General features: G+C 49.6%; 18 protein-coding genes and 1 pseudogene. 1 reads left to right on the plus strand and 18 read right to left on the minus strand.

The window, feature by feature from the left end; translation table 11 throughout:
- From KH389_RS19775 to KH389_RS19830, 12 genes and pseudogenes are all read right to left on the minus strand, one after another.
- Positions 1 to 1,209 carry a glycosyltransferase WbuB gene (locus KH389_RS19775; protein WP_213606090.1) on the minus strand — a complete coding sequence of 403 codons (1,209 nt, stop codon included), beginning with the start codon at positions 1,207 to 1,209 and terminating at the stop codon, positions 1 to 3.
- Positions 1,209 to 2,186, minus strand: coding sequence for a GDP-L-fucose synthase (fcl, locus tag KH389_RS19780; RefSeq protein WP_213606092.1), 978 nt, complete (start codon positions 2,184 to 2,186; stop codon positions 1,209 to 1,211). Before fcl ends, KH389_RS19775 begins: the two co-directional genes overlap by 1 nt.
- Before the next feature lie 2 nt (positions 2,187 to 2,188).
- Positions 2,189 to 3,307, minus strand: a complete 1,119-nt coding sequence (gmd, locus tag KH389_RS19785) for a GDP-mannose 4,6-dehydratase (RefSeq protein ID WP_213606094.1) — start codon at positions 3,305 to 3,307, stop codon at positions 2,189 to 2,191.
- Positions 3,304 to 4,173, minus strand: a complete 870-nt coding sequence (locus KH389_RS19790; RefSeq protein ID WP_153002480.1) for a hypothetical protein — start codon at positions 4,171 to 4,173, stop codon at positions 3,304 to 3,306. Before KH389_RS19790 ends, gmd begins: the two co-directional genes overlap by 4 nt.
- A 90-nt stretch (positions 4,174 to 4,263) precedes the next feature.
- A pseudogene (locus tag KH389_RS27600) lies at positions 4,264 to 4,728 on the minus strand (acyltransferase); the annotation flags it as partial.
- 29 nt (positions 4,729 to 4,757) lie between these two features.
- Positions 4,758 to 6,002: a hypothetical protein gene (locus KH389_RS19800; RefSeq protein ID WP_213606096.1), complete on the minus strand. Its 1,245-nt coding sequence runs from the start codon at positions 6,000 to 6,002 to the stop codon at positions 4,758 to 4,760.
- The gene (locus KH389_RS19805) at positions 5,989 to 7,260 is read right to left on the minus strand and encodes an oligosaccharide flippase family protein (protein ID WP_213606098.1); all 1,272 of its coding nucleotides are present in this window, start codon (positions 7,258 to 7,260) and stop codon (positions 5,989 to 5,991) included. Before KH389_RS19805 ends, KH389_RS19800 begins: the two co-directional genes overlap by 14 nt.
- 2 nt (positions 7,261 to 7,262) lie before the next feature.
- Positions 7,263 to 9,518, minus strand: a complete 2,256-nt coding sequence (locus KH389_RS19810) for an N-acetylneuraminate synthase family protein (protein WP_213606100.1) — start codon at positions 9,516 to 9,518, stop codon at positions 7,263 to 7,265.
- 2 nt (positions 9,519 to 9,520) lie between these two features.
- Positions 9,521 to 10,207, minus strand: coding sequence for an acylneuraminate cytidylyltransferase family protein (locus KH389_RS19815; protein ID WP_058541040.1), 687 nt, complete (start codon positions 10,205 to 10,207; stop codon positions 9,521 to 9,523).
- 177 nt (positions 10,208 to 10,384) lie between these two features.
- Positions 10,385 to 10,873, minus strand: coding sequence for a transcription/translation regulatory transformer protein RfaH (gene rfaH, locus KH389_RS19820; protein ID WP_081315143.1), 489 nt, complete (start codon positions 10,871 to 10,873; stop codon positions 10,385 to 10,387).
- Between the two features lie 405 nt (positions 10,874 to 11,278).
- The gene (locus tag KH389_RS19825; RefSeq protein WP_229590027.1) at positions 11,279 to 12,622 is read right to left on the minus strand and encodes a Wzz/FepE/Etk N-terminal domain-containing protein; all 1,344 of its coding nucleotides are present in this window, start codon (positions 12,620 to 12,622) and stop codon (positions 11,279 to 11,281) included.
- Positions 12,623 to 12,804: 182 nt separating this feature from the next.
- Complete coding sequence (locus KH389_RS19830) at positions 12,805 to 13,875, minus strand: LPS O-antigen chain length determinant protein WzzB (protein ID WP_100634474.1); 1,071 nt, start codon at positions 13,873 to 13,875, stop codon at positions 12,805 to 12,807.
- 545 nt (positions 13,876 to 14,420) lie between these two features.
- Here KH389_RS19830 and KH389_RS19835 point away from each other — a divergent pair.
- Complete coding sequence (locus tag KH389_RS19835; RefSeq protein ID WP_213605882.1) at positions 14,421 to 15,401, plus strand: IS5 family transposase; 981 nt, start codon at positions 14,421 to 14,423, stop codon at positions 15,399 to 15,401.
- Here KH389_RS19835 and KH389_RS27605 read toward each other — a convergent pair.
- From KH389_RS27605 to rpsA, 6 genes are all read right to left on the minus strand, one after another.
- Positions 15,320 to 15,970 carry a hypothetical protein gene (locus tag KH389_RS27605; RefSeq protein WP_338053213.1) on the minus strand — a complete coding sequence of 217 codons (651 nt, stop codon included), beginning with the start codon at positions 15,968 to 15,970 and terminating at the stop codon, positions 15,320 to 15,322. The genes KH389_RS19835 and KH389_RS27605 overlap by 82 nt on opposite strands.
- 11 nt (positions 15,971 to 15,981) lie before the next feature.
- Complete coding sequence (locus tag KH389_RS27610) at positions 15,982 to 16,449, minus strand: MBL fold metallo-hydrolase (RefSeq protein WP_338053196.1); 468 nt, start codon at positions 16,447 to 16,449, stop codon at positions 15,982 to 15,984.
- Between the two features lie 66 nt (positions 16,450 to 16,515).
- The gene (locus KH389_RS27615) at positions 16,516 to 16,740 is read right to left on the minus strand and encodes an MBL fold metallo-hydrolase (protein WP_338053197.1); all 225 of its coding nucleotides are present in this window, start codon (positions 16,738 to 16,740) and stop codon (positions 16,516 to 16,518) included.
- 144 nt (positions 16,741 to 16,884) lie between these two features.
- Positions 16,885 to 17,127, minus strand: coding sequence for a lipopolysaccharide assembly protein LapA domain-containing protein (locus tag KH389_RS19845; protein ID WP_058541036.1), 243 nt, complete (start codon positions 17,125 to 17,127; stop codon positions 16,885 to 16,887).
- A 24-nt stretch (positions 17,128 to 17,151) separates the two neighbouring features.
- Positions 17,152 to 17,445 carry an integration host factor subunit beta gene (gene ihfB, locus KH389_RS19850; protein WP_043862681.1) on the minus strand — a complete coding sequence of 98 codons (294 nt, stop codon included), beginning with the start codon at positions 17,443 to 17,445 and terminating at the stop codon, positions 17,152 to 17,154.
- 316 nt (positions 17,446 to 17,761) lie between these two features.
- Entirely contained in the window at positions 17,762 to 19,438 is a 1,677-nt protein-coding gene (gene rpsA, locus KH389_RS19855) for a 30S ribosomal protein S1 (RefSeq protein WP_043862680.1), read from the minus strand.
- Positions 19,439 to 19,455: the final 17 nt, after the last annotated feature.

Genomic DNA, 19,455 nt, shown 5'->3' on the forward strand with positions numbered 1-19,455 from the left:
TTAAACCTCATCGATAAACCGAGCCAGAATCCGATCCTTGTCGAGAAAATCATGGGCGTATGCTGTAGCAATCAGGTTAGGCAAGGGCATAGTCAGGCAACCCTCAATCCCCCTAAGCAATGCCTCGACAGACTCGGGCTCTACCCGTTCTGCAATGCCTGGATGGTCCAGACACAACAAGCCCAGACTGGTCTCAGGGTCTGCGGTTATTACTGCATTGCCGCCTACTGCAAGGATGTTGGTCAGTTTTGATGGCAGTACCGCATCTGCAGCCCCGCGTTTCTGAATGACCAAATGGCAATCGGCGCTGGCGAGCAGCGCGGGCAAGTCCTCATAGGGTTGCAAAGGTGCAAAGACCACATTCGACAGTTGCTTCGATGCTGCCAACGCTTGCAATCGGGCCTTACCTGCGCCTTCGCCAACGATCAGGAACACAAGCTCTGCCCGGCCCTTAAGGCGATCCGCAGCTTCGATTACACTTTCCAGCCCCTGCTTTTCGCCTATGTTACCGGAGTAAAGCAGCACCTTCTTGGCTGGATCAATGCCCAGCCGCGCAAGCAATGCATCATTACGCGCAACATTGGCAAACCGTGCGGTTTCAGACCAGTTCGGAAAAAAACGCAACTGCTCAACGCTGACACCTTTGCTTTGGGCGCGCCGCAGCATGGCCGCAGAAATGCTTGAAACACGGTCAAATGCACGCAAAATGAGCCGTTCTGCACCATAAGCAATACGTTTTAACACGCCGCTGTTGGCAATCCCCAGACCAAACAATGCATCGACTTCAAAATCCTGAATGTGCAGAACGGACTTAGCGCCCGTCAGCTTAGCCAGCAGGAGCGTCTGAGGTGCACAAAATAGCGTCGGGACCACCAAAATGACCAGCTCTGGCTTCCACCTCAGCTGTGCCAGCATTGCCAACGAAGATGAGATAGAAAAACTTGCCAGGTGCAACAAGCGCGTTAGTGCCGCCGGTTTAGCCGGCACATAGAGCGGGCACCGGTAAACACTGACGCCCTCCTCTTGAGTACAGTTGAAACGCCAGGATGAAAACGCAGGCCATACTTTCCAATCCGGATAGTACGGTGGTGCGGTAACAACCCGTACCTCATGGCCCTGCTCAGCAAGCCAGCGGGCCATTTCTCCGCTGTATTTTCCGATTCCAGTCAGCTCTGGGCTGTAATTGATGCCATAAAGCAGAATTTTCATCAGTGAGTCCGAGCGTTTTGCACATTGTCGACGTACCACTGATAGGCACTCTGCAAACCTTGTTCAAGGCCAATACTGGCTGTCCAGCCCAACGCGGCCAAACGCGAAACGTCCATCAGCTTGCGCGGAGCACCGTCAGGCTTCGTCGCATCGAACGTCAGCTTGCCCTGAAATCCGGTTACTTTGGCAACCGTGTGCGCCAACTCAGCAATCGTGCAATCGACGCCTGTACCAACGTTGATGTGAGAAAGCATTGGCTGTGTGTGTGCCTGATATAGCTGGGGCTCGAGCTCCATGACATGCACACAGGCAGCAGCCATATCGTCGACATGCAGAAATTCGCGCATTGGCTTGCCACTGCCCCAGATCACAACCTCGGTATCACCTCGCTGAGTAGCCTCGTGGAAGCGGCGCAGTAACGCTGGAATAACATGGCTGTTTTCAGGGTGATAATTATCGTGCGGGCCATAGAGGTTGGTTGGCATCACACTACGATAATCGCGGCCATGTTGACGGTTGTAGCTTTCACAGAGCTTGATACCAGCAATTTTGGCCAATGCATAAGGCTCGTTCGTTGGTTCAAGCACACCTGTCAGCAACGCGGCCTCCGTCATAGGCTGCACTGCCAGCTTTGGATAGATGCAGGAAGAACCGAGAAATAGCAGCCTTTGAACACCACTCAGGTGGGCAGCTTGGATGATGTTGGCCTCAAGCATCAGGTTGTCAAAAATAAAATCGGCCGGATAGGTGTTATTCGCATGAATACCACCCACTTTGGCTGCGGCAAGATAAACCTGGTCAATGGCATGAGTTTGGAAAAATTGCCGAACCGCCGCCTGGTCGAGCAAATCCAACTCATCGCGCGTTGCGGTGAGGATGTTCGAGTAGCCAAGCGTCTTGAGCCTGCGAACGATGGCTGAGCCAACCATTCCACGATGGCCGGCCACAAAAATCGACTGCTCCAGATTACGGGCCACAATCAGTTCTCCACAGAAACAGGCAAGTCATGACCATGGGACTTCAGAAGCGCATGGCGCTGAGCTGCTTTCAAGTCCTCGCGCACCATCTCTTCGCACATTTGCTGTACGGTAATTTCCGGTACCCACCCCAATTTTTCTTTAGCCTTGGTTGGATCGCCCAACAAGGTTTCCACCTCTGCAGGCCGGAAATAACGTGCATCCACACGCACAACGACATCACCTACCTTCAGTGCCGGCGCCTTGTCACCTTCAATGTGTTCTACAATCGCATGCTCTTCGACGCCTTTACCTTCAAAGCGCAGCGTAAGACCTAGCTCAGCAGCCGACCACCGCACGAACTCACGCACCGAATATTGCACGCCGGTTGCAATTACGAAGTCTTCAGGTTGTTCTTGCTGCAACATCATCCATTGCATGCGGACGTAGTCCTTGGCATGACCCCAGTCACGTAGGGCATCCATATTACCGAGGAACAAACACTTTTCCAGGCCTTGGGCGATGTTCGCCAAGGCGCGTGTAATCTTACGTGTTACGAATGTTTCACCACGACGTGGCGACTCATGGTTGAACAAAATGCCGTTGCAGGCATACATACCATAAGCTTCACGATAGTTTACTGTAATCCAGTAGGCATAAAGCTTGGCTACCGCATAAGGGGAGCGAGGGTAGAACGGTGTCGTTTCCTTTTGAGGAGTCTCTTGCACCAGTCCATAGAGCTCAGACGTCGACGCTTGATAGAAACGTGTTTTTCTTTCCAGGCCCAACAAACGAATAGCTTCAAGAATACGCAGTGTCCCCATGGCATCAACGTCTGCGGTGTACTCCGGGGACTCAAAACTCACTGCAACATGGGACTGTGCCCCCAAGTTGTATACCTCATCAGGCTGTACTTCCTGAATAATACGGGTGAGGTTAGAAGAGTCACTCAAATCGCCATAATGCAAAACAAAATTGCGATTATCTACGTGCGGATCCTGATAAATATGGTCAACACGCTGAGTATTAAAAGACGAAGCACGGCGCTTAATACCATGCACTTCATAGCCTTTCTCCAAGAGAAACTCAGCCAAGTAAGAGCCATCTTGCCCTGTAACACCGGTAATAAGTGCCTTTTTCATTTTTCCGCCTTAAAAATATCATTTTTATTGAGTGGGACATACTCAATAAAATCAAGCCAACCATATTTAGAGGTATGCTTTATAACCCTACCCGCCTTACGAAACAAATCATCATAATACGAATACTGAAGAAATACATTTTTTGCATTATCTAAATGCTTAATAATACCATCTTTCCAATTTTCGCCTGACGTAGCATTCTTCCTAGGATCTTGATCTGGAGAATAGAAATTCTCAACAACACCACCATAATCTTTAAGAATATTATGATCACAGCCAAGCAGAAAAACCCTCGAGTACCCCATATAATACAAAACAGGCAAAACCATTACAGGGCTAGTTTGAGGAGCCAATACTGGAGAGGTAATATCTACAACAGAGTTAGACAAAGGTGACTTTTCAAGACAAAGATAAAAAATCTCTCGCCCCTTGAATATTCCATATTGCTCAACCATCGATCTAGTCTGAAGACCTAAAACTATCGCAGTACTCGCCGGCAATTCATTATCAGCTCGCTGCATCCATGAAATATACTCTTGCAATATTAAAGGTTCATGATAAGGAGCAAAAAAGTGAAATTTCGGAGACAGCAAATTTACCTGAGAATGGAGAAAAAAATTGCTTACACTAAAACAATCTTGTCCTGCTAAAAAACTCAAATCAACGCCTTTCAAACTAGGGCCTGTTGCCAATATAAATGCATCCTTCCCCAAGGCAGAGTTTTTCAAAGCACTATTATGCTGCAACAATGCCTTTTGGCCATTCAAAAAAAACCTAAATCGAACAGCTAATCTCAAAACAAATGGAATAAAAGCCAAAGGCACATACGCCTGAATGATGTAATAAACTTTTTTCTGAAAACTCATTTATCACTCCAAGTCTTCAACCAGATGACCATAGCTATTAATTTCTGAAATCGACCTAACATGAGCAGTTCGATCCTCATCATCCCCAAAACGATACTTAATCACTCTTGCGGGCACTCCCGCGACTATAGCAAAGGCGGGAACATCATGAGTCACAACACTTTTTGACGCGACAATTGCACCCAACCCAATCGTAACCCCCGCCATGATTTGTGCGTCCTGCCCAATCCAAACGTCATCCTCAATAATAGTTTCTTTTAAAACCTGTCTTCCGGAAAAGCAAATTGGAGTACCAACACAATTGAACTCATGATCGGACCCAATAATAGAAACTCCCGGCGCCATCAAAAGAAAGCGCCCCGCACGAACTCTCGGATAAATCGTACACCCCGCACCGACAAAACCAAAATCACCCAACTCAAAATCTTTCGCTATATAGCGCTGCTTAGGAACAACCCAACTTCTAACAGAAACATTACTCCATCCGTAGCGCTTCTTCCTAAACCACATCACAGATTCACGGAGCGTTATAAAAATCGCTTTATTTTTCTTCACAAATTTTCTTAAAGAGACCATAACGCCACTCACCTATGACTAGACTTAACTAAAAGACTACCAACGAGACAACCAAGAAAAACATAAAGATAACTGTAGCTAAGATTTGGAGAAACTGAAAGTATGAGAACAAAGCAGCTTAGCAAAATCCACTTGCCGTCAGAAAAACAAAAAAAAGAAAACAAAATCCCCAAGGTACCGACACACCCTAACTGTAAAATCAAGTTTGTAACAAACGGAAAGTTGTAAACTTCCGAAAAAGCGTACCCAAACAAAAGCGCATTCACACTAAGATCCGAAAGCGCTGTAACCATCAACTGCCTAACAGCTATCGACTCTAACCCCTGAGGTATAAAATCATAACTAAACATCATAGAAAAAAACTGGAGAAGGAAGGCAACAACTACAAAAACAAAACAACTAATCTCAATACTACTTTTTCTTATCGAAGACCAAAAAATAAAGAAAAACGAAAAAACAAAAACAAACATTGTCATCATGGAAATAGTAGTCGCAAATAAAAAAAAGCACATCAGCGCCAACGAAACCCTAGAGAAAAAACTAACTCGAATATCGTTCCTCGATGCAATATAATAGTACGAAAATACAGCCCCAAAAATTACAACCGCCATAAATGAAGGCTCAGAAAAACCTCCGGGAAACCGATAAAAACCTAAACGATTGCTTACTCCGCCATCAAATTGACTCGCAGTAGCCCCAATCATAAAAATATTGGCAAAAGAATCTAACACCCCGAAAAAATAAAGTACCATATAAAAAGCCTGAAAGCACACAGCTGAAAACACCACTGATCGCGAAAATTTTAGAGCACTTGATACACTCAACTTTGATATATAAAAGGATAGAAGAAACCCCAGAACCACAACCGAGAAAAATTTTAAACCTAGCATCCCAAAAAAATCTCGCCGCACATACGACGCATCACCAAAAGTCAAGTTAGGATCACTACGACCTTCAAGATTAGTTATGTGCGCAAAAAAATCTCCAACCTCATTCAATTGGCTTTGTATAAAAAAAGGCAGCATAACTGATAGAAAAAAACTCGACCAAAAAATCAAAAGCCTTCCGCTAATCAGAAGCTTCTTGCTTAAAGTCAAACATATAAAAAAATCAAGGAACAATAGAGCTAGCAAGAGACGATATGCGTCAATAAAAAAGCCATTCAGACTTATACCAACCTGAGGCAAAATTAACATCAAAGCCACAAGCCAGACTGGCAGAACTTTTTTTTCTCTGTAGTTATTTATTTCCAAGAAATATCAACCTCAAATAAGTACGCCCAGAAGCAGAGAAAAAATTAGAAACAAGCAATGAAGAAACCGAAGTCAATAACACACAGGCAACCCCACCATACAAGCCATAAAAATATATAAGTGGCACACCAAATAGCACACTAACAGCAAAACCCAAAATAGACCCCAACAGGATATTACCAGGCTCATCTACAATAGTAAAAAACGAGGATCTAAGCCCAAATAGAAAAACCGGAAATAGCGAGACAGCTAACCAAGACAACAACTCAATCAACCTAAGGGAAAATAATCCAGTAAAAATATGTGGCAAAAACTGATAATAAACCCTAAGAGCCAGCACAACTAAAAACACCACCCCCGCAACTAATAAAAACGAGTATGATATCTTTTTGATCATTACAAAAAAATTTTGACGATCGACATCATAAAGCCGAACAAGCCTTGGATAAAAAAACATATTAAGGGAAATAACAACAACAACTGACGCTTCAACCAGCCTAGCAGCTATCATGTAATCGCCATACTCAGCAGCTTCAGCAAACCAATTAAGCAGCAACTGATCAATTTTGCTATAACAAAGAAAAAGCAAAAAAGCAAAAAAAACAAAAGACGAACCAGATACTATTTTCTTAACGGCTTCTTTAACACGACGACTTTCAGCCGACTTAGAACCAAAGCATTTAAAAAAACTTAAACTATATATTAGTATTACAACCCCCCACTCTAGCGCCTGAACAAAAACCAAAGTCTCTACATCTACAGAAACCTCAAACATTAAAAAGAATGCAACCAACACGGTAACAACTATCATAGAAAACATTCTAACCAAAGCTTGAAATAACAACCGTTCCTCAGCACGCAGCAAAAGTTCAAATATATCAATAGATCGAAAAAATTGAAGCACCACTAAGAGCGAAAGGACGGGATAAAATCTCCCCGAAAAATAAAGAATAGCTATTGAAAGTAAAACAATTATCCCCGTCCAACCTGCTCGTAACAAACACAATCGCCGCAGAACAAATATCGCTTGCTCTGGGCGACCGACAAACTCTTTAATGGCGTAGGCATCAATGGAAAACTTAGACACACCGTAAACAAATGCCGCCACAACAACATAAAATGCAAAGTTCGAGAACTGCTCGACACTAAGCAAATGCTGCGCAGCGACCAAAAATCCAAAGCTATACAGCAATCGATAAAAGTTTTCGATGTATGTAAATGCAAGCCCTGAATATTTCCTAATAGATACCTTAGGCATGATTAGAGAGTTACACTTTCCAAAAAATCCAATGCCAACCAAAAACCCTCACCGCCGTTTTTATGCCCCTGCCAAACTTCAGGAATAAACTGAACACCTGGGTTCTTTTCTGCAAGCAATTTAGACAGCGCAGTAAAATCAACATCACCCTTACCAATCTCAATGCCTTCACCGTCAACGCCTTTGGCATCAACAATATGCATGTGGACATTATATGGAGCTATGATTTCTACGAACTTCATGAGATCCCAACCATAGTAATTGCAGGACATCATTGAGTGAGAAACGTCCAAGCAAATCTTAATCTCAGGATTTTCTTCACAGAATGCTCTTATTTCCTCAGCGCAGACAAACAGATTATGGTAGCTCTGACCGCCAAAATGCCACGGATAAGGAGGCATGGTCTGCACAGCGATCTGAACACCGCTCAAGTCCATACAGTTGAACGCATCAGCAATCTTCTTATACATTGCCGGCTTCAGCGCTGGATCAATAAACCCTTTATTATCCCAACCACCCGCATTAACTACAATTACCGGCCGATCAGTTTTCGGGAAAATATTCTTTAGTTCACGGGTAATGCCAATCACTCGCTCGAGTTCTCGAATTGAGTGCTGGCGATATTCCTCATCATCGGCGCATAGATCAAGAATATGGTCACCGGCAAACAGCTCAGGGCTATGTACTGCAAAGCCAAGCGGCTCCTGGCCATCGAAGAAATCGCTCAGGTTCACTTCAAGGTCTTTGTAAGACAAGTGAAACTCGACAAAATCGAGGTTAGAGTCCGTCACGATTTTGCGATAATCGTGGTATCGAACTGGTACACCAAACGGGCGATCAAATTTATAATCCGCGCGTTTCTGCACTACGCCATTAATATCTGAGTCGTAAAAGAAACCACCGGCATCAATATCACGGTTGGCAACCTTGCCGACCAGTTCATCAATACGGTTTGGTTGAATACCTTGGCCAGGGCTCTTGATAGCCACCATTGACCGCGTGATGATAGCGCCCTGCTTGATGGGCGTATTTGCAACTAAGCTCTTCGCCAAGTTTTCCCGGTTCATGAGTTCGCCTTGTGTAATTTCTCTTGGCAACTCGTCTGATCCCAGCCCCTCTTCGACATTGCGAATCTGCCGTACCATCTCAGCAAACTCATCAGGCAGAAGACTGACTTTATGGTCAGTTCCCTCCAACCCCTGATCAACCGTCAAATGTTTTTCAATAACACAAGCACCTAATGCAATAGATGCGATAGGAACGCATATTCCACGCTCATGCCCAGAGTACCCAACGAGTTTTCCGGTAATTTTCTTCAACCGACTCAGGTACTTCAGGTTTACGTCTTTGTACGGTGTCGGGTACGTAGAGTTGCAATGCAACAGTACATAATCCGCACCGAGGCGATCTAGAAACGCAACGGTACTTTTAATTTCACTTTCGCTGGACATGCCAGTTGAGCACAAAAATGGTTTGCCCGTTTTAGCAATTGCTTCCAGCAACTCGTAGTTGGTGAAGTCCGCCGAGGCTACCTTGTAAGCAGGCATGCCATAGGCTTCCAGTGCTGCCAGTGAGTCATGGTCCCACGGTGTGCACAGTGGAAGTACATTCTTTTCTTTACAGTAATCAAAAACCTCGTAGAGCGCTTCGTTACTCAGCTGGAATTTCTCCAGCAGATCCATCGTATACTGTGCCCCCAAATCCACCGAGGCATCGTTGCTGTTACCTTCATTCTTGTAAAGCTGCTTGACGTTACGCATTTGGAATTTTGCGCAGTCCACGCCTGAAGCAACAGCGTGATCAACCAGTTGCTTAGCCAGTTTAATATCGCCTTGATGGTTGTTCCCTATCTCGGCAATGATAAAAGACGGCGACTTCTCGGAGATTTCACGAGAACCAATATAGAAGCCTTCAGACTTCTGAAATGCCAACTGCACCAGATGGCCTGCCTCATCAACAACAGGCAGGCAATCAACACCGCTGTGAAACAAAGAATTATAGGTGCTCTTCTCTTCACCTAGCACAACACGCTTGCATGCGGTGTTCATAATGCTATGTGCCGGCACGTTAAGGTCAATTTCAGTATTGTTGGTCAACCAGCGACGAACGTCTCCGTCAGAAATACTACCCATTAGGACTGCATGCTCTGAAACAACAAATGCAATTCTAGACTTGTTTTCATTAATTTTTTTTAAAACATCAACTAGGGAATCCTCAGAAAAAACAATATATTTCTGAGTGCTTTTTGTAATATACATATTTAATTCCCTTCCAACGCGGACATGATGCTTTCGCAAACGTTAAAATCTACCAAGGAGTCAATTTCATAGGACTCCTCTTCTGGTGTTATGTACATGCCGACCTTGCCACAAAGCCGGTTGCGCGTGCTAACCAGGTCATCCCAGCGGGTAATATAAAATGACCCTGTTTCCATGTATCTTCTATCAGACTCAGGAATATCCTGCCGACGAGGACGTTTCATGAAATCGTATGATGCTTCAGGCGCAGATGGATTTTTCCAGAAAAAACGATGGGACGGCGTAACCGTCAACAAGCTATTGAAATGCTCCGCTTCAAAAAACCGGATGGCATCGTCGAAACGCCCCGCTGCTCGAATGGGCGATGTTGCCTGCACCAGCAAAAAATTATCAAACTTCTCGCCACGGGCACTTAGCCACTCGCAATAGTGCAGCATTGCGCTTTCAGTTGTAGCAGTATCACCCGAGATGTCAGCAGGCCTCATGTATGGCACTTCGGCACCGTACTGACGAGCACAGGCGGCGATTTCAGGGCAATCGGTAGACACAACAATCTTGTCAATCAAGCTAGCGCCTTTCGCCTGCTCAATACTCCATGCGAGGAGCGGCTTGCCAGCTATCAATTTGACATTCTTGCCAGGAACCCCTTTAGAGCCGCCACGGGCGGGTATAAATGCAACCGTTGTCATCCGAGATACTCACTAAATCATCATATTCATCAGGATTGGAACGCTGGAGACACTGCCTACCTAGATGCGCGATGCAGAAACCATAATTTAGGCACGCTACCGCCCCAGGATTTTTCGTCTGTTTCCTGAAAACGTTGCCACACCATTTCTAGCTCCAGCCTTCTGGCCAGATGCAACTCAATACGCTGAAACACTCGCCAACGGTAAACTCACCTGCTGCTGGCGGCTCAAAAGGTCAATCAACAACACGACACGCTCTTCTCCATCCATTGCCATGAATATGGCATCAAGCGCTGAAAAACTGCCTTCTATGATCCGAACATTTTCGCCTATTTGGACATTCGCAAAACTATGACCCCCTGCTTGCTCTTGAAGGCGGGCAACCAGTTCATCCCCAACGGCCAGCGGCCGGCCTCCAAAACTGACAACACGGCTAACACCACGCGTTGAACGCAAAGGTGCCCAAGAAGACTCATCCGCCATTTGAATGAACAGATAGCCAGGGAACAATGACTCAGCCACTGTATGACGCTTTCCACGGCTAATACGTTCGCGGGTACAGATTGGGCGAGCACAGACATAGCCTTGACGTGCCAAATTTTCTTCTGCCCTTTCGTCCTGGCGCGGCTTGCAATGCACCAGATACCAATTTTTTTGAGGAATCATGCAGTACCGTTTTTAGGCAGTGAATCAACACCGATAAACTCGATCCCGTTCAAGCTGCATACGCTCGTTGGATGATGCTGTATGACATCAAAATAACAGCGTCGCGACAGGCTTCTTCAGGCAAGGCTCAACCAAACCGCCTCAAACCTCTGCGGCATTGGTGGCATTCATCCCTTACCGTGGCACATCTCGACCCATCAAAAAGACATGTCAGCATAACAGAAGCGTGAGCGCGCTTGGACTGCCGGTGGCTACTCTGACCAAGCCCTATTGCCTCACGCCAGCGTCACTTCATCCAAGACATACCAGAAAACAAAGCTCCATACCACCAAACCGGTGCGTCTGATCTGAAATCACCACGCTAAGATGCCGCTCATACTCCTAATAATTCAACCATGCGGCGCATTATCGCAACGGGCTATCTGGCTGGATGGCAGCCCCGGTCATTTGAGACAATGCTGCAGGGCTGGAACGGAGTAGGTGCATATGGCGAACCACCAACAAATGGCGGAGGACAGCCATCAAAACGCCTAGCAAGCAACCCACTACCATCCCCAATGCAATGATCAGAGCTTTCTTGGGCTTGACTGGATCGGCTGGCTCGACTGCGAGCCGGTCAACATAAACCAGACTCAATCCACGCATATCGGTGCTGATACTCGACAAGCGCACACGCTCAGCTTTAAGTGGCGCGATATCACTCAAAAACACTTCTTCATTTGTCCGCTGGTTGAGCACCTCAACCTCGCGGTTTGTGTTCAACAACAAGAGTTCCTTGCGAATTTGCGCTACCCGCGGGTCGGCAAAATCGTCAGACGTACGTTGACGCAAAGCTTTACGCTCTGCTTCGAGGGCGTCGGTGCCCATGAAGTACAAGGGGATTTGCTGGTTGTTGACTTCGGTTCGAATGATATTGCTGCCCAACTCACCTTCACTGGCCATGGACGATGGCGTTGACGGCTTTTTCAGGCCGAGCGAACGCGCAATACTGATGGCTTCATCCAATTGGGCGATGCGGTCTTCACGGCGTACTTTTAGCTGCACGCGCAGCGCCTTGAGCTCGTCCTGCAGCTGCGCACGCTTGAGGTTATCGGCTTCTAGCAAGGTCGCAATCTTGCCTTCTTTCGCGGCATAATAGGCAGCACGGGCGGCGTTCAGCTTGGTGTCCACTTCGCTCAAGCGGTTACTGATGATGACCTTCAGGTCGTCAGCGATCTGTTTACGTTCATTTTCAATGGCGTATTGAACAAACCCATTGAGAATTTCATCACCCTCTACCCCTTTGGGGTAGCGCATCTCCAAGCCGATATAGGCGCTCAGCAGGTCGGCCTTTTGGGGGGCTGGCTGTACCAGCTTGAGTGAGTCGCGGTTGAACTCGTCAAACACCTGCTCGGGCGACTGCCCTGGCCTGCCAAACGCGTCAAACAGTTTGGGGTTGGCGCGAAAGTAGCTGAGGCGCGTGTCGTAGGAGTCCAGCGCTGCACCTACTCGCACCAAGGCCTTGCCAGGCGGCAGGGAATAGACCTCGGTACGGTTCAAGGCATCCAGGTCATTGAGGGCTGCAGGGCGCAGCAGCGTGCTCACTTCATATTCAGGTGTGGCCAAAAACGCATATGCGCCAGCAATGGCACCCATGACCAACGCTGTAGCCGCAATCAGCTTTTTTTGCTTCCAGATGGACTGCATCATTGCAAAAAGGTCAATTTCATCATCGACGACAACGGAAGGTACGCGGGTAATACTGTTCACGCCAAATGCCTGTCTGATTGAGTTGAACTGACTCGCCCAAGACAGGCATAAAACGTCCATCGTCATCGCTGCCGACTACGATTCTCGAACACTCCCTGTCGTCAGACGACGCAAGGCGGCATTGTGACAGCTTCTGTAAAAGCGGACCACCCTTGAAACCCAGTAACGCTAACGACTCTCGTTCAGGTTCCCGCCAATGAGGAGGGCCTCTGCCTGAGCGCTTGCCGGAACAAGTGGCGCATCAAGGCCAACCCCACACCCACCACAACACCTGCAACCAGGCCGAGCAGCACAATCAGTAGCTTCTTGGGTTTTACCGGCTTGTCTGGCAGCTCTACCACACCGTCCTGCCGGTAAGCCGCAACCAACGCAGGGTCGATGCTCAGGTTGCGATAAAACGTCAAGGCAGCCTGTTGCTGGCGAAGATTCTGAATAAACGGGTCATCGGACTGGCGCTTCTGCAGGTTTTCAATTTCTGCCTCCAGTGCCTTGCTGCCACGCATGTAGGTCAGCGAACCTTCCATACCCGAAGATACTTCAGTAGAGAGGTTACCGAAAATGATCGGCGGCTTTTCCAGGCCAATGGACTTTGCAACCAGAAGCGCCTCTTTCAATTGCACGATGTCATCTTCGCGTTGCTTGCGCGAGGTTTCCTGCGCGGTCAGGATTTGCCGCTGCAGGTTGTTGGCCTTCACCGTGGCATCGCTTTTGATGTTCTTGAGCACTTCCTGCTTGGCGCGCTCTCCTGCCAACTGGGCATACTTCGTCACCCATTCGGCAGCCTGCTGCGGGCTGTAAACGTTCGCGGTAATGGCAAAGCGCGTCGGAGTGTCCTTGGCGGCGACCGCCACAACCAGTAGCTTGTTGAAATCACTGTACAAGAGGTCCTGAGAACTTTTGCGCTCCTGCTCTGTGAGCGTAGGAAGGTAGGCGGTCTGGAAAAAGCTACGGCGCAGCGACTCGGACTGCAGGTGCTTCACGTAGACATCGTAGATATCCTTGACCGTAAGCGTGTCTAGCCCGGTGTCGGGGCCGCGCCCATAGTTGAAGTGTGCGATGTCATTCTGCGTCGGGGGCTGGACGAATACCTTGGCCTCATAAGCAGGCCTTGCCAGAAGCGCATAGGCAAGGGCTGACAGAAAAATCACGGCGGTCGTGACCATAATCAGCATTTTCTGCTGCCATAAGCCTTTGATCAGCTCAATTAGGTCGATGTCATCGGATGCGATCAAGCGTTCGCAGTCTTGGGCCATTTATTCTTTTTCCTGGATCCACATTGTAAATGAGTTGTGATATCAACTCCTAAAACGTTTAGAGTACTCGCGAGCTGAAAATGACAGGAATATGGCAATAAGCCATGACTTGTAGAACTGCCTTTTACCTTGCTTGTTTCTGACCTTAGCGCTCGGTTTTATCTCCTGGTACCACAGTAAGGCCCCGCTATTTTGCGCGCTATTTACAACTGTTCCATGTCAGAAAAATATAGATAAATACGACTCGCCAGATGAAGTGAAGTTCATTTCAACTGGCTGCCGATCGTCAAAAGAACTGCATATCATTAATGATAATATCTAGCAGTAACGCTAGTCACCTTGGGACTTTATGCGGGTATTTCCACCGAAAGTGCCTTTCTTTGCTCGTAATGGCACGCCAATGCGGCCTTGGCCCCCTTCTCTCCGTGAACCAACAGCACCCTTTCAGGCCACTGTTGTATTCCGGTGACGAAATCCACTAGGGATTCTCCGATCAAGTCCCCAAATGTGCTGAAATACGCCTGACCTCCTGATCCGAGCCACCCATGAGCCAGATGAGCTTTTCCGACTTCGAATATGCCGGCAAGCGCAAGCAGACACGCCGCGAACGCTTCCTCGCCGAGATGGATCAGGTCGTGCCCTGGACTGGGCTGCTGGGGCTGATCGAGCCGTTCTATCCCAAGGCCGGCGGCGGTAGAAAACCCTACCCGCTGGAAACCATGCTGCGCATCCATCTGTTGCAGAACTGGTTCTCCCTGAGCGATCCGGCCATGGAAGAAGCGCTCTACGAAATCACGCCTATGCGCCAGTTCGCACGCCTGACGCTGAGCGCGCCGATCCCCGAAGACACCACGATCATGAACTTCCGGCACTTGCTGGAGAAGCATCAACTCGCACCTGCGATCCTTGCGGTCATCAACGGTTACTTGCAGGAGAAAGGCCTGTCGTTGCGCCAGGGCACCATCGTTGATGCCACCATTATTCATGCCCCAAGTTCGACCAAGAACGAAGAAGGCAAGCGCGATCCCGAGATGCATCAGACCAAGAAAGGCAATCAGTATTTTTTCGGGATGAAGGCTCATATCGGCGTCGATGCTGAGTCCGGCCTGGTTCATCACGTCCATGGCACCGCAGCCAATGTGGCCGATGTCACACAGGTCGCCGAGCTGTTGCATGGCGAAGAAAACGCGGTGTATGCAGACGCCGGGTACACCGGTGTCGAGAAGCGCGAAGAGCATGAAAATCGTGAGGTGATCTGGCAAGTCGCCGCGCGCCGCAGCACGTATTCCAAGCTGAACAAACGCAGCCTGCTTTACAAAGCCAAGCGCAAAATTGAGTACTGCAAAGCTCAGACACGGGCCAAGGTTGAGCATCCGTTTCGGGTGATCAAACGGCAATTTGGTTACGTGAAAGTGCGCTTTCGAGGGCTGATGAAGAACACGGCTCAGTTGACCACGCTGTTCGCTCTGTCGAACCTATGGATGGCTCGAAAGCAGCTGATGGGTATGGGCGAGTTACGCGCGTAACACGGAAGACCGGGCGACAAAGCCCTCAAAACGCTGTGCATGGGACTTTCTTTCGGCAAACAGCGGTACGCGCCGGAGAATGTTTGGCCTGCCGCCGCTTTTCGGCAAGTTGATCGGAGCATCCCTAGGCCTTTTTGGTCGGCGTGGGCCGAATTGATTTCGTACATCTCTCCATCAAGGTCAATCATCGCAAAGCCTTCGACGCCCTCGCTGGCCTGAATGTTCGCGCCCGGAGCGCCCCCAGCCTGATAGCCCACGAATAGCACTTGATACCGCGGGACGCCGAGTATGGCCTTGAGGTAGTTGTTGATTCGCCCGCCTGAGCAAATACCGTTGCCTGCAATGACGATAGCAGGCCTGCCGGTGCTCGCCAGGTAGTTGACGGTTTTCTGGTGCTGAACATGGCTGTCGAAGGTGATCAGTTGCCTGAAGCGCGTAGGTTTTCGCCCCTTGCTATGGCGTTGTTCGGCCTTATCGTTCCAGAAGTCGTTGAGTTCACGGTAGGCCTGGGTGAATCGGCTGGCCAGCGGCGAGTCAAGGTGATGGGCATGTGGCCAGTCGATGTACAGCCCTTACGGCGCTACCGCTCGCCCGTGCAAGGCTCGGCAGGCAGTAGCGCCTTGCGATGGAGGATGTCTTCGATTTCGTAGAGCAGTTCTTGGGTACGGCCGGCACTGAATGCCGGAATGAGGAAGGTGCCATGGTCAGCCAAGGCCTGATCTGTTGCCTGCTCGAGCCGTTGCTGGCGGTGAGTGTGGTCTTCATGCAGGCGGTCGCCGTAGGTAATTTCCAGCACCAGGATGTCGGCGCGCTCTGGCGATTTAGGCGGATGCAACAACGGTGTGTCGATATCACACTCGATGCAAGCAGCCCCCTGCACATGCCCCGCACGCTGAAGGCAGATATTGCAGAGCAGCTCCGGGGAACTGATGAGCGCATGCCATTGGTCGTAAGCCACGGCAATGATGGCTTCCTCTACGTGCTTGAGGTAGTGGTCTACCGTGTTCTGGTCAAGGGTAACGCCGAGTTTGAAAGTATCTTCCAACACCAGCGGCAACTGCCTGGCAGAAGGCTGGCTGCAGATGATCGGGCCATTGAAACCCGGGGCGAGCAGTTAGGGAATACACCCTACATGGTCGATGTGAACATGGCTGATCAACAGGGCCTCGATGCCCTCGACCGGGAAGTCGACTTCAAGGCTGGCGGCAGGGCTCGGCTTGTCACCCTGAAACAGGTCGCAATGGATCAGCAGGCTGTGGGCAACATTAAGATGAAGCTGGTGACAGGAGCCGGTTACGCCTTGGGTGGCGCCGCGGTGTGTAATAGCGGGAAAAACCATACGAGCCCGTTCCATGCGTGTTTATGGAGCGCTATTACTCCACAGAATCGTGCGGGCACGTTGCCAGAATCTGAGGGGACAGTTGTAGGAAAAGCCCTATTTTTAGTGCTCTCCATTACTCCGCTAGCTGAAATCGGGCTGACCTCAGACACTGGAGCGGCGAACACGGCCTTTGACGCGCAGGGCAATGTACATTCCCAACAGTGGGCCTACAGCGAGCCCCATCAATAGCGCAACCAGCACAATCACCGCAACGGGCAACGCCGGCGCAGCCCACCCAAACAGCACCAATGCCACCGACTGCTGGTTCTCCAGCACAAACAGCAGCACCACCGCCGCAACGGCCAGCACCACCAGCGCCAGCACTACACGCTTGAGGTTACGCATGACTTGCTCCTTGCTCAGCGGCCATCATGCGCCCTCCTCCTCATCGTTGACCCGATCACGCAACTCTTTACCGGGCTTGAAATGCGGCACGAACTTGCCGTCCAGACTCACCGACTGCCCCGTCTTCGGGTTACGACCCAGGCGCGGCGCCCGGTAATGCAGCGAGAAGCTGCCAAAGCCGCGGATCTCGATTCGATCCCCTGTAGCCAGGCACTGGGACATCTGCTCAAGCATGGTCTTGATGGCCAGCTCCACATCCTTCGATGAAAGCAGCCCTTGATGGGTGACAATACGTTCGATCAGCTCCGACTTCGTCATATTTTTCCCTTCTTTATCAAGCAGCTAGATCATTGCTTATTCTGTTTGTAGCACGCCCTAGCTGATTTGAACAGGGTGGTTCTTGACTTAATAAAATTTTCAAGATTTGCACACAAGGGTGACAAGTGAGTGCCGCTGCCCGCAGGTGAGGCGGGGCAAGGGATTGGCGCATTTGCTTCGCCCTGACGTGGACGAATCCGCCCTGGCGGAACACAGGAAGGCATGGGCCCCCCTGCAGACTCATCGGCAAACAGGCATGAATCGCAGGCACAAAAAAGGGCGACCGAAGTCGCCCTTTTTAATGATCAAGCAGAACTCAGTTCTGTTTGGCCATTGCTTCGCGCAGCAGTGCAGCCATGGTGGTATCGGCGGCAGCTTCCGGAGCGGCTTTCAGGCTCTGGATTGCTTCTTTCTCTTCAGCATCGTCTTTCGACTTGATGGAGAGGTTGATTACGCGGCTCTTGCGGTCAACGCTGATGATCTTGGCTTCAACTTCTTCGCCTTCCTTCAGGACGTTACGCGCGTCTTCAACGCGGTCACGGCTGATTTCGGAAGCTTTCAGAGTGGCTTCGATATCGTCGGCCAGGGTGATGATAGCGCCCTTGGCGTCAACTTCTTTAACGATACCTTTTACGATAGCGCCTTTGTCGTTGACAGCAACGTAGTTGGAGAACGGATCGTCTTCCAGTTGCTTGATACCCAGGGAGATACGCTCGCGCTCTGGGTCAACCGACAGGATGACGGTGTCCAGTTCGTCGCCCTTCTTGAAGCGACGTACGGCTTCTTCGCCCACTTCGTTCCAGGAGATGTCGGACAGGTGAACCAGACCGTCGATGCCGCCGTCCAGACCAATGAAGATACCGAAATCGGTGATCGACTTGATGGTGCCGGAGATCTTGTCGCCCTTGTTGAACTGGCCAGAGAAGTCTTCCCATGGGTTCGACTTGCACTGCTTGATGCCCAGGGAGATACGACGACGCTCTTCGTCGATGTCCAGAACCATGACTTCCACTTCGTCGCCGACTTGTACGACTTTCGAAGGGTGGATGTTCTTGTTGGTCCAGTCCATTTCGGAAACGTGTACCAGGCCTTCCACGCCTTCTTCCAGCTCTGCGAAGCAGCCGTAGTCGGTCAGGTTGGTGACGCGCGCCATGACGCGGGTGCTTTCTGGGTAACGTGCCTTGATAGCAACCCATGGGTCTTCGCCCAGTTGCTTCAGGCCCAGCGAAACGCGGTTACGCTCACGATCGTACTTCAGTACCTTGACGTCGATCTCGTCGCCAACGTTGACGATTTCCGACGGGTGCTTGATACGCTTCCAGGCCATGTCGGTGATGTGCAGCAGGCCATCAACGCCGCCCAGGTCAACGAATGCGCCGTAGTCGGTGAGGTTCTTGACGATACCTTTGACTTGCTGGCCTTCCTGCAGCGATTCCAGCAGAGCTTCGCGCTCGGCGCTGTTTTCGGCTTCCAGGACACTGCGACGGGAAACGACAACGTTGTTGCGCTTCTGGTCCAGCTTGATGACCTTGAATTCCAGCTCTTTGCCTTCGAGGTGGGTGGTGTCGCGCACTGGGCGGACATCAACCAGGGAGCCCGGCAGGAACGCACGGATACCGTTAACGTCGACAGTGAAGCCGCCTTTAACCTTACCGTTGATAACGCCCTTGACCACTTCTTCGGCGGCGAAAGCTGCTTCCAGAACAATCCAGCACTCGGCGCGCTTGGCTTTTTCACGGGACAGCTTGGTTTCGCCAAAGCCGTCTTCGACCGCGTCCAGCGCAACGTGAACTTCGTCACCGACCTTGATGGTCAGCTCGCCAGCTTCGTTGTAGAACTGCTCGAGCGGGATGACGCCCTCGGACTTCAGACCGGCGTGGACAGTAACCCAGTCACCGTCGATATCGACAACGATACCGGTGATGATCGCACCTGGTTGAAGGTTGAGGGTTTTCAGGCTTTCTTCAAAGAGTTCTGCAAAGCTTTCGCTCATTTTAATTCCTGTAGATT

Source organism: Pseudomonas qingdaonensis (genome assembly GCF_018398475.1).
Classification (GTDB): Bacteria; Pseudomonadota; Gammaproteobacteria; order Pseudomonadales; family Pseudomonadaceae; genus Aquipseudomonas; species Aquipseudomonas palmensis.

Bases quoted from the DNA above. Each gene is read 5' to 3' on its own strand.
- KH389_RS19775 (WP_213606090.1), bottom strand. From the start codon at position 1,209: ATGAAAATTCTGCTTTATGGCATCAATTACAGCCCAGAGCTGACTGGA.
- gmd (WP_213606094.1), bottom strand. From the start codon at position 3,307: ATGAAAAAGGCACTTATTACCGGTGTTACAGGGCAAGATGGCTCTTAC.
- KH389_RS19790 (WP_153002480.1), bottom strand. From the start codon at position 4,173: ATGAGTTTTCAGAAAAAAGTTTATTACATCATTCAGGCGTATGTGCCT.
- KH389_RS19805 (WP_213606098.1), bottom strand. From the start codon at position 7,260: ATGCCTAAGGTATCTATTAGGAAATATTCAGGGCTTGCATTTACATAC.
- KH389_RS19810 (WP_213606100.1), bottom strand. From the start codon at position 9,518: ATGTATATTACAAAAAGCACTCAGAAATATATTGTTTTTTCTGAGGAT.
- KH389_RS19815 (WP_058541040.1), bottom strand. From the start codon at position 10,207: ATGACAACGGTTGCATTTATACCCGCCCGTGGCGGCTCTAAAGGGGTT.
- rfaH (WP_081315143.1), bottom strand. From the start codon at position 10,873: ATGATTCCTCAAAAAAATTGGTATCTGGTGCATTGCAAGCCGCGCCAG.
- KH389_RS19830 (WP_100634474.1), bottom strand. From the start codon at position 13,875: ATGGCCCAAGACTGCGAACGCTTGATCGCATCCGATGACATCGACCTA.
- KH389_RS19835 (WP_213605882.1), top strand. From the start codon at position 14,421: ATGAGCCAGATGAGCTTTTCCGACTTCGAATATGCCGGCAAGCGCAAG.
- KH389_RS27615 (WP_338053197.1), bottom strand. From the start codon at position 16,740: ATGGTTTTTCCCGCTATTACACACCGCGGCGCCACCCAAGGCGTAACC.
- KH389_RS19845 (WP_058541036.1), bottom strand. From the start codon at position 17,127: ATGCGTAACCTCAAGCGTGTAGTGCTGGCGCTGGTGGTGCTGGCCGTT.
- ihfB (WP_043862681.1), bottom strand. From the start codon at position 17,445: ATGACGAAGTCGGAGCTGATCGAACGTATTGTCACCCATCAAGGGCTG.
- rpsA (WP_043862680.1), bottom strand. From the start codon at position 19,438: ATGAGCGAAAGCTTTGCAGAACTCTTTGAAGAAAGCCTGAAAACCCTC.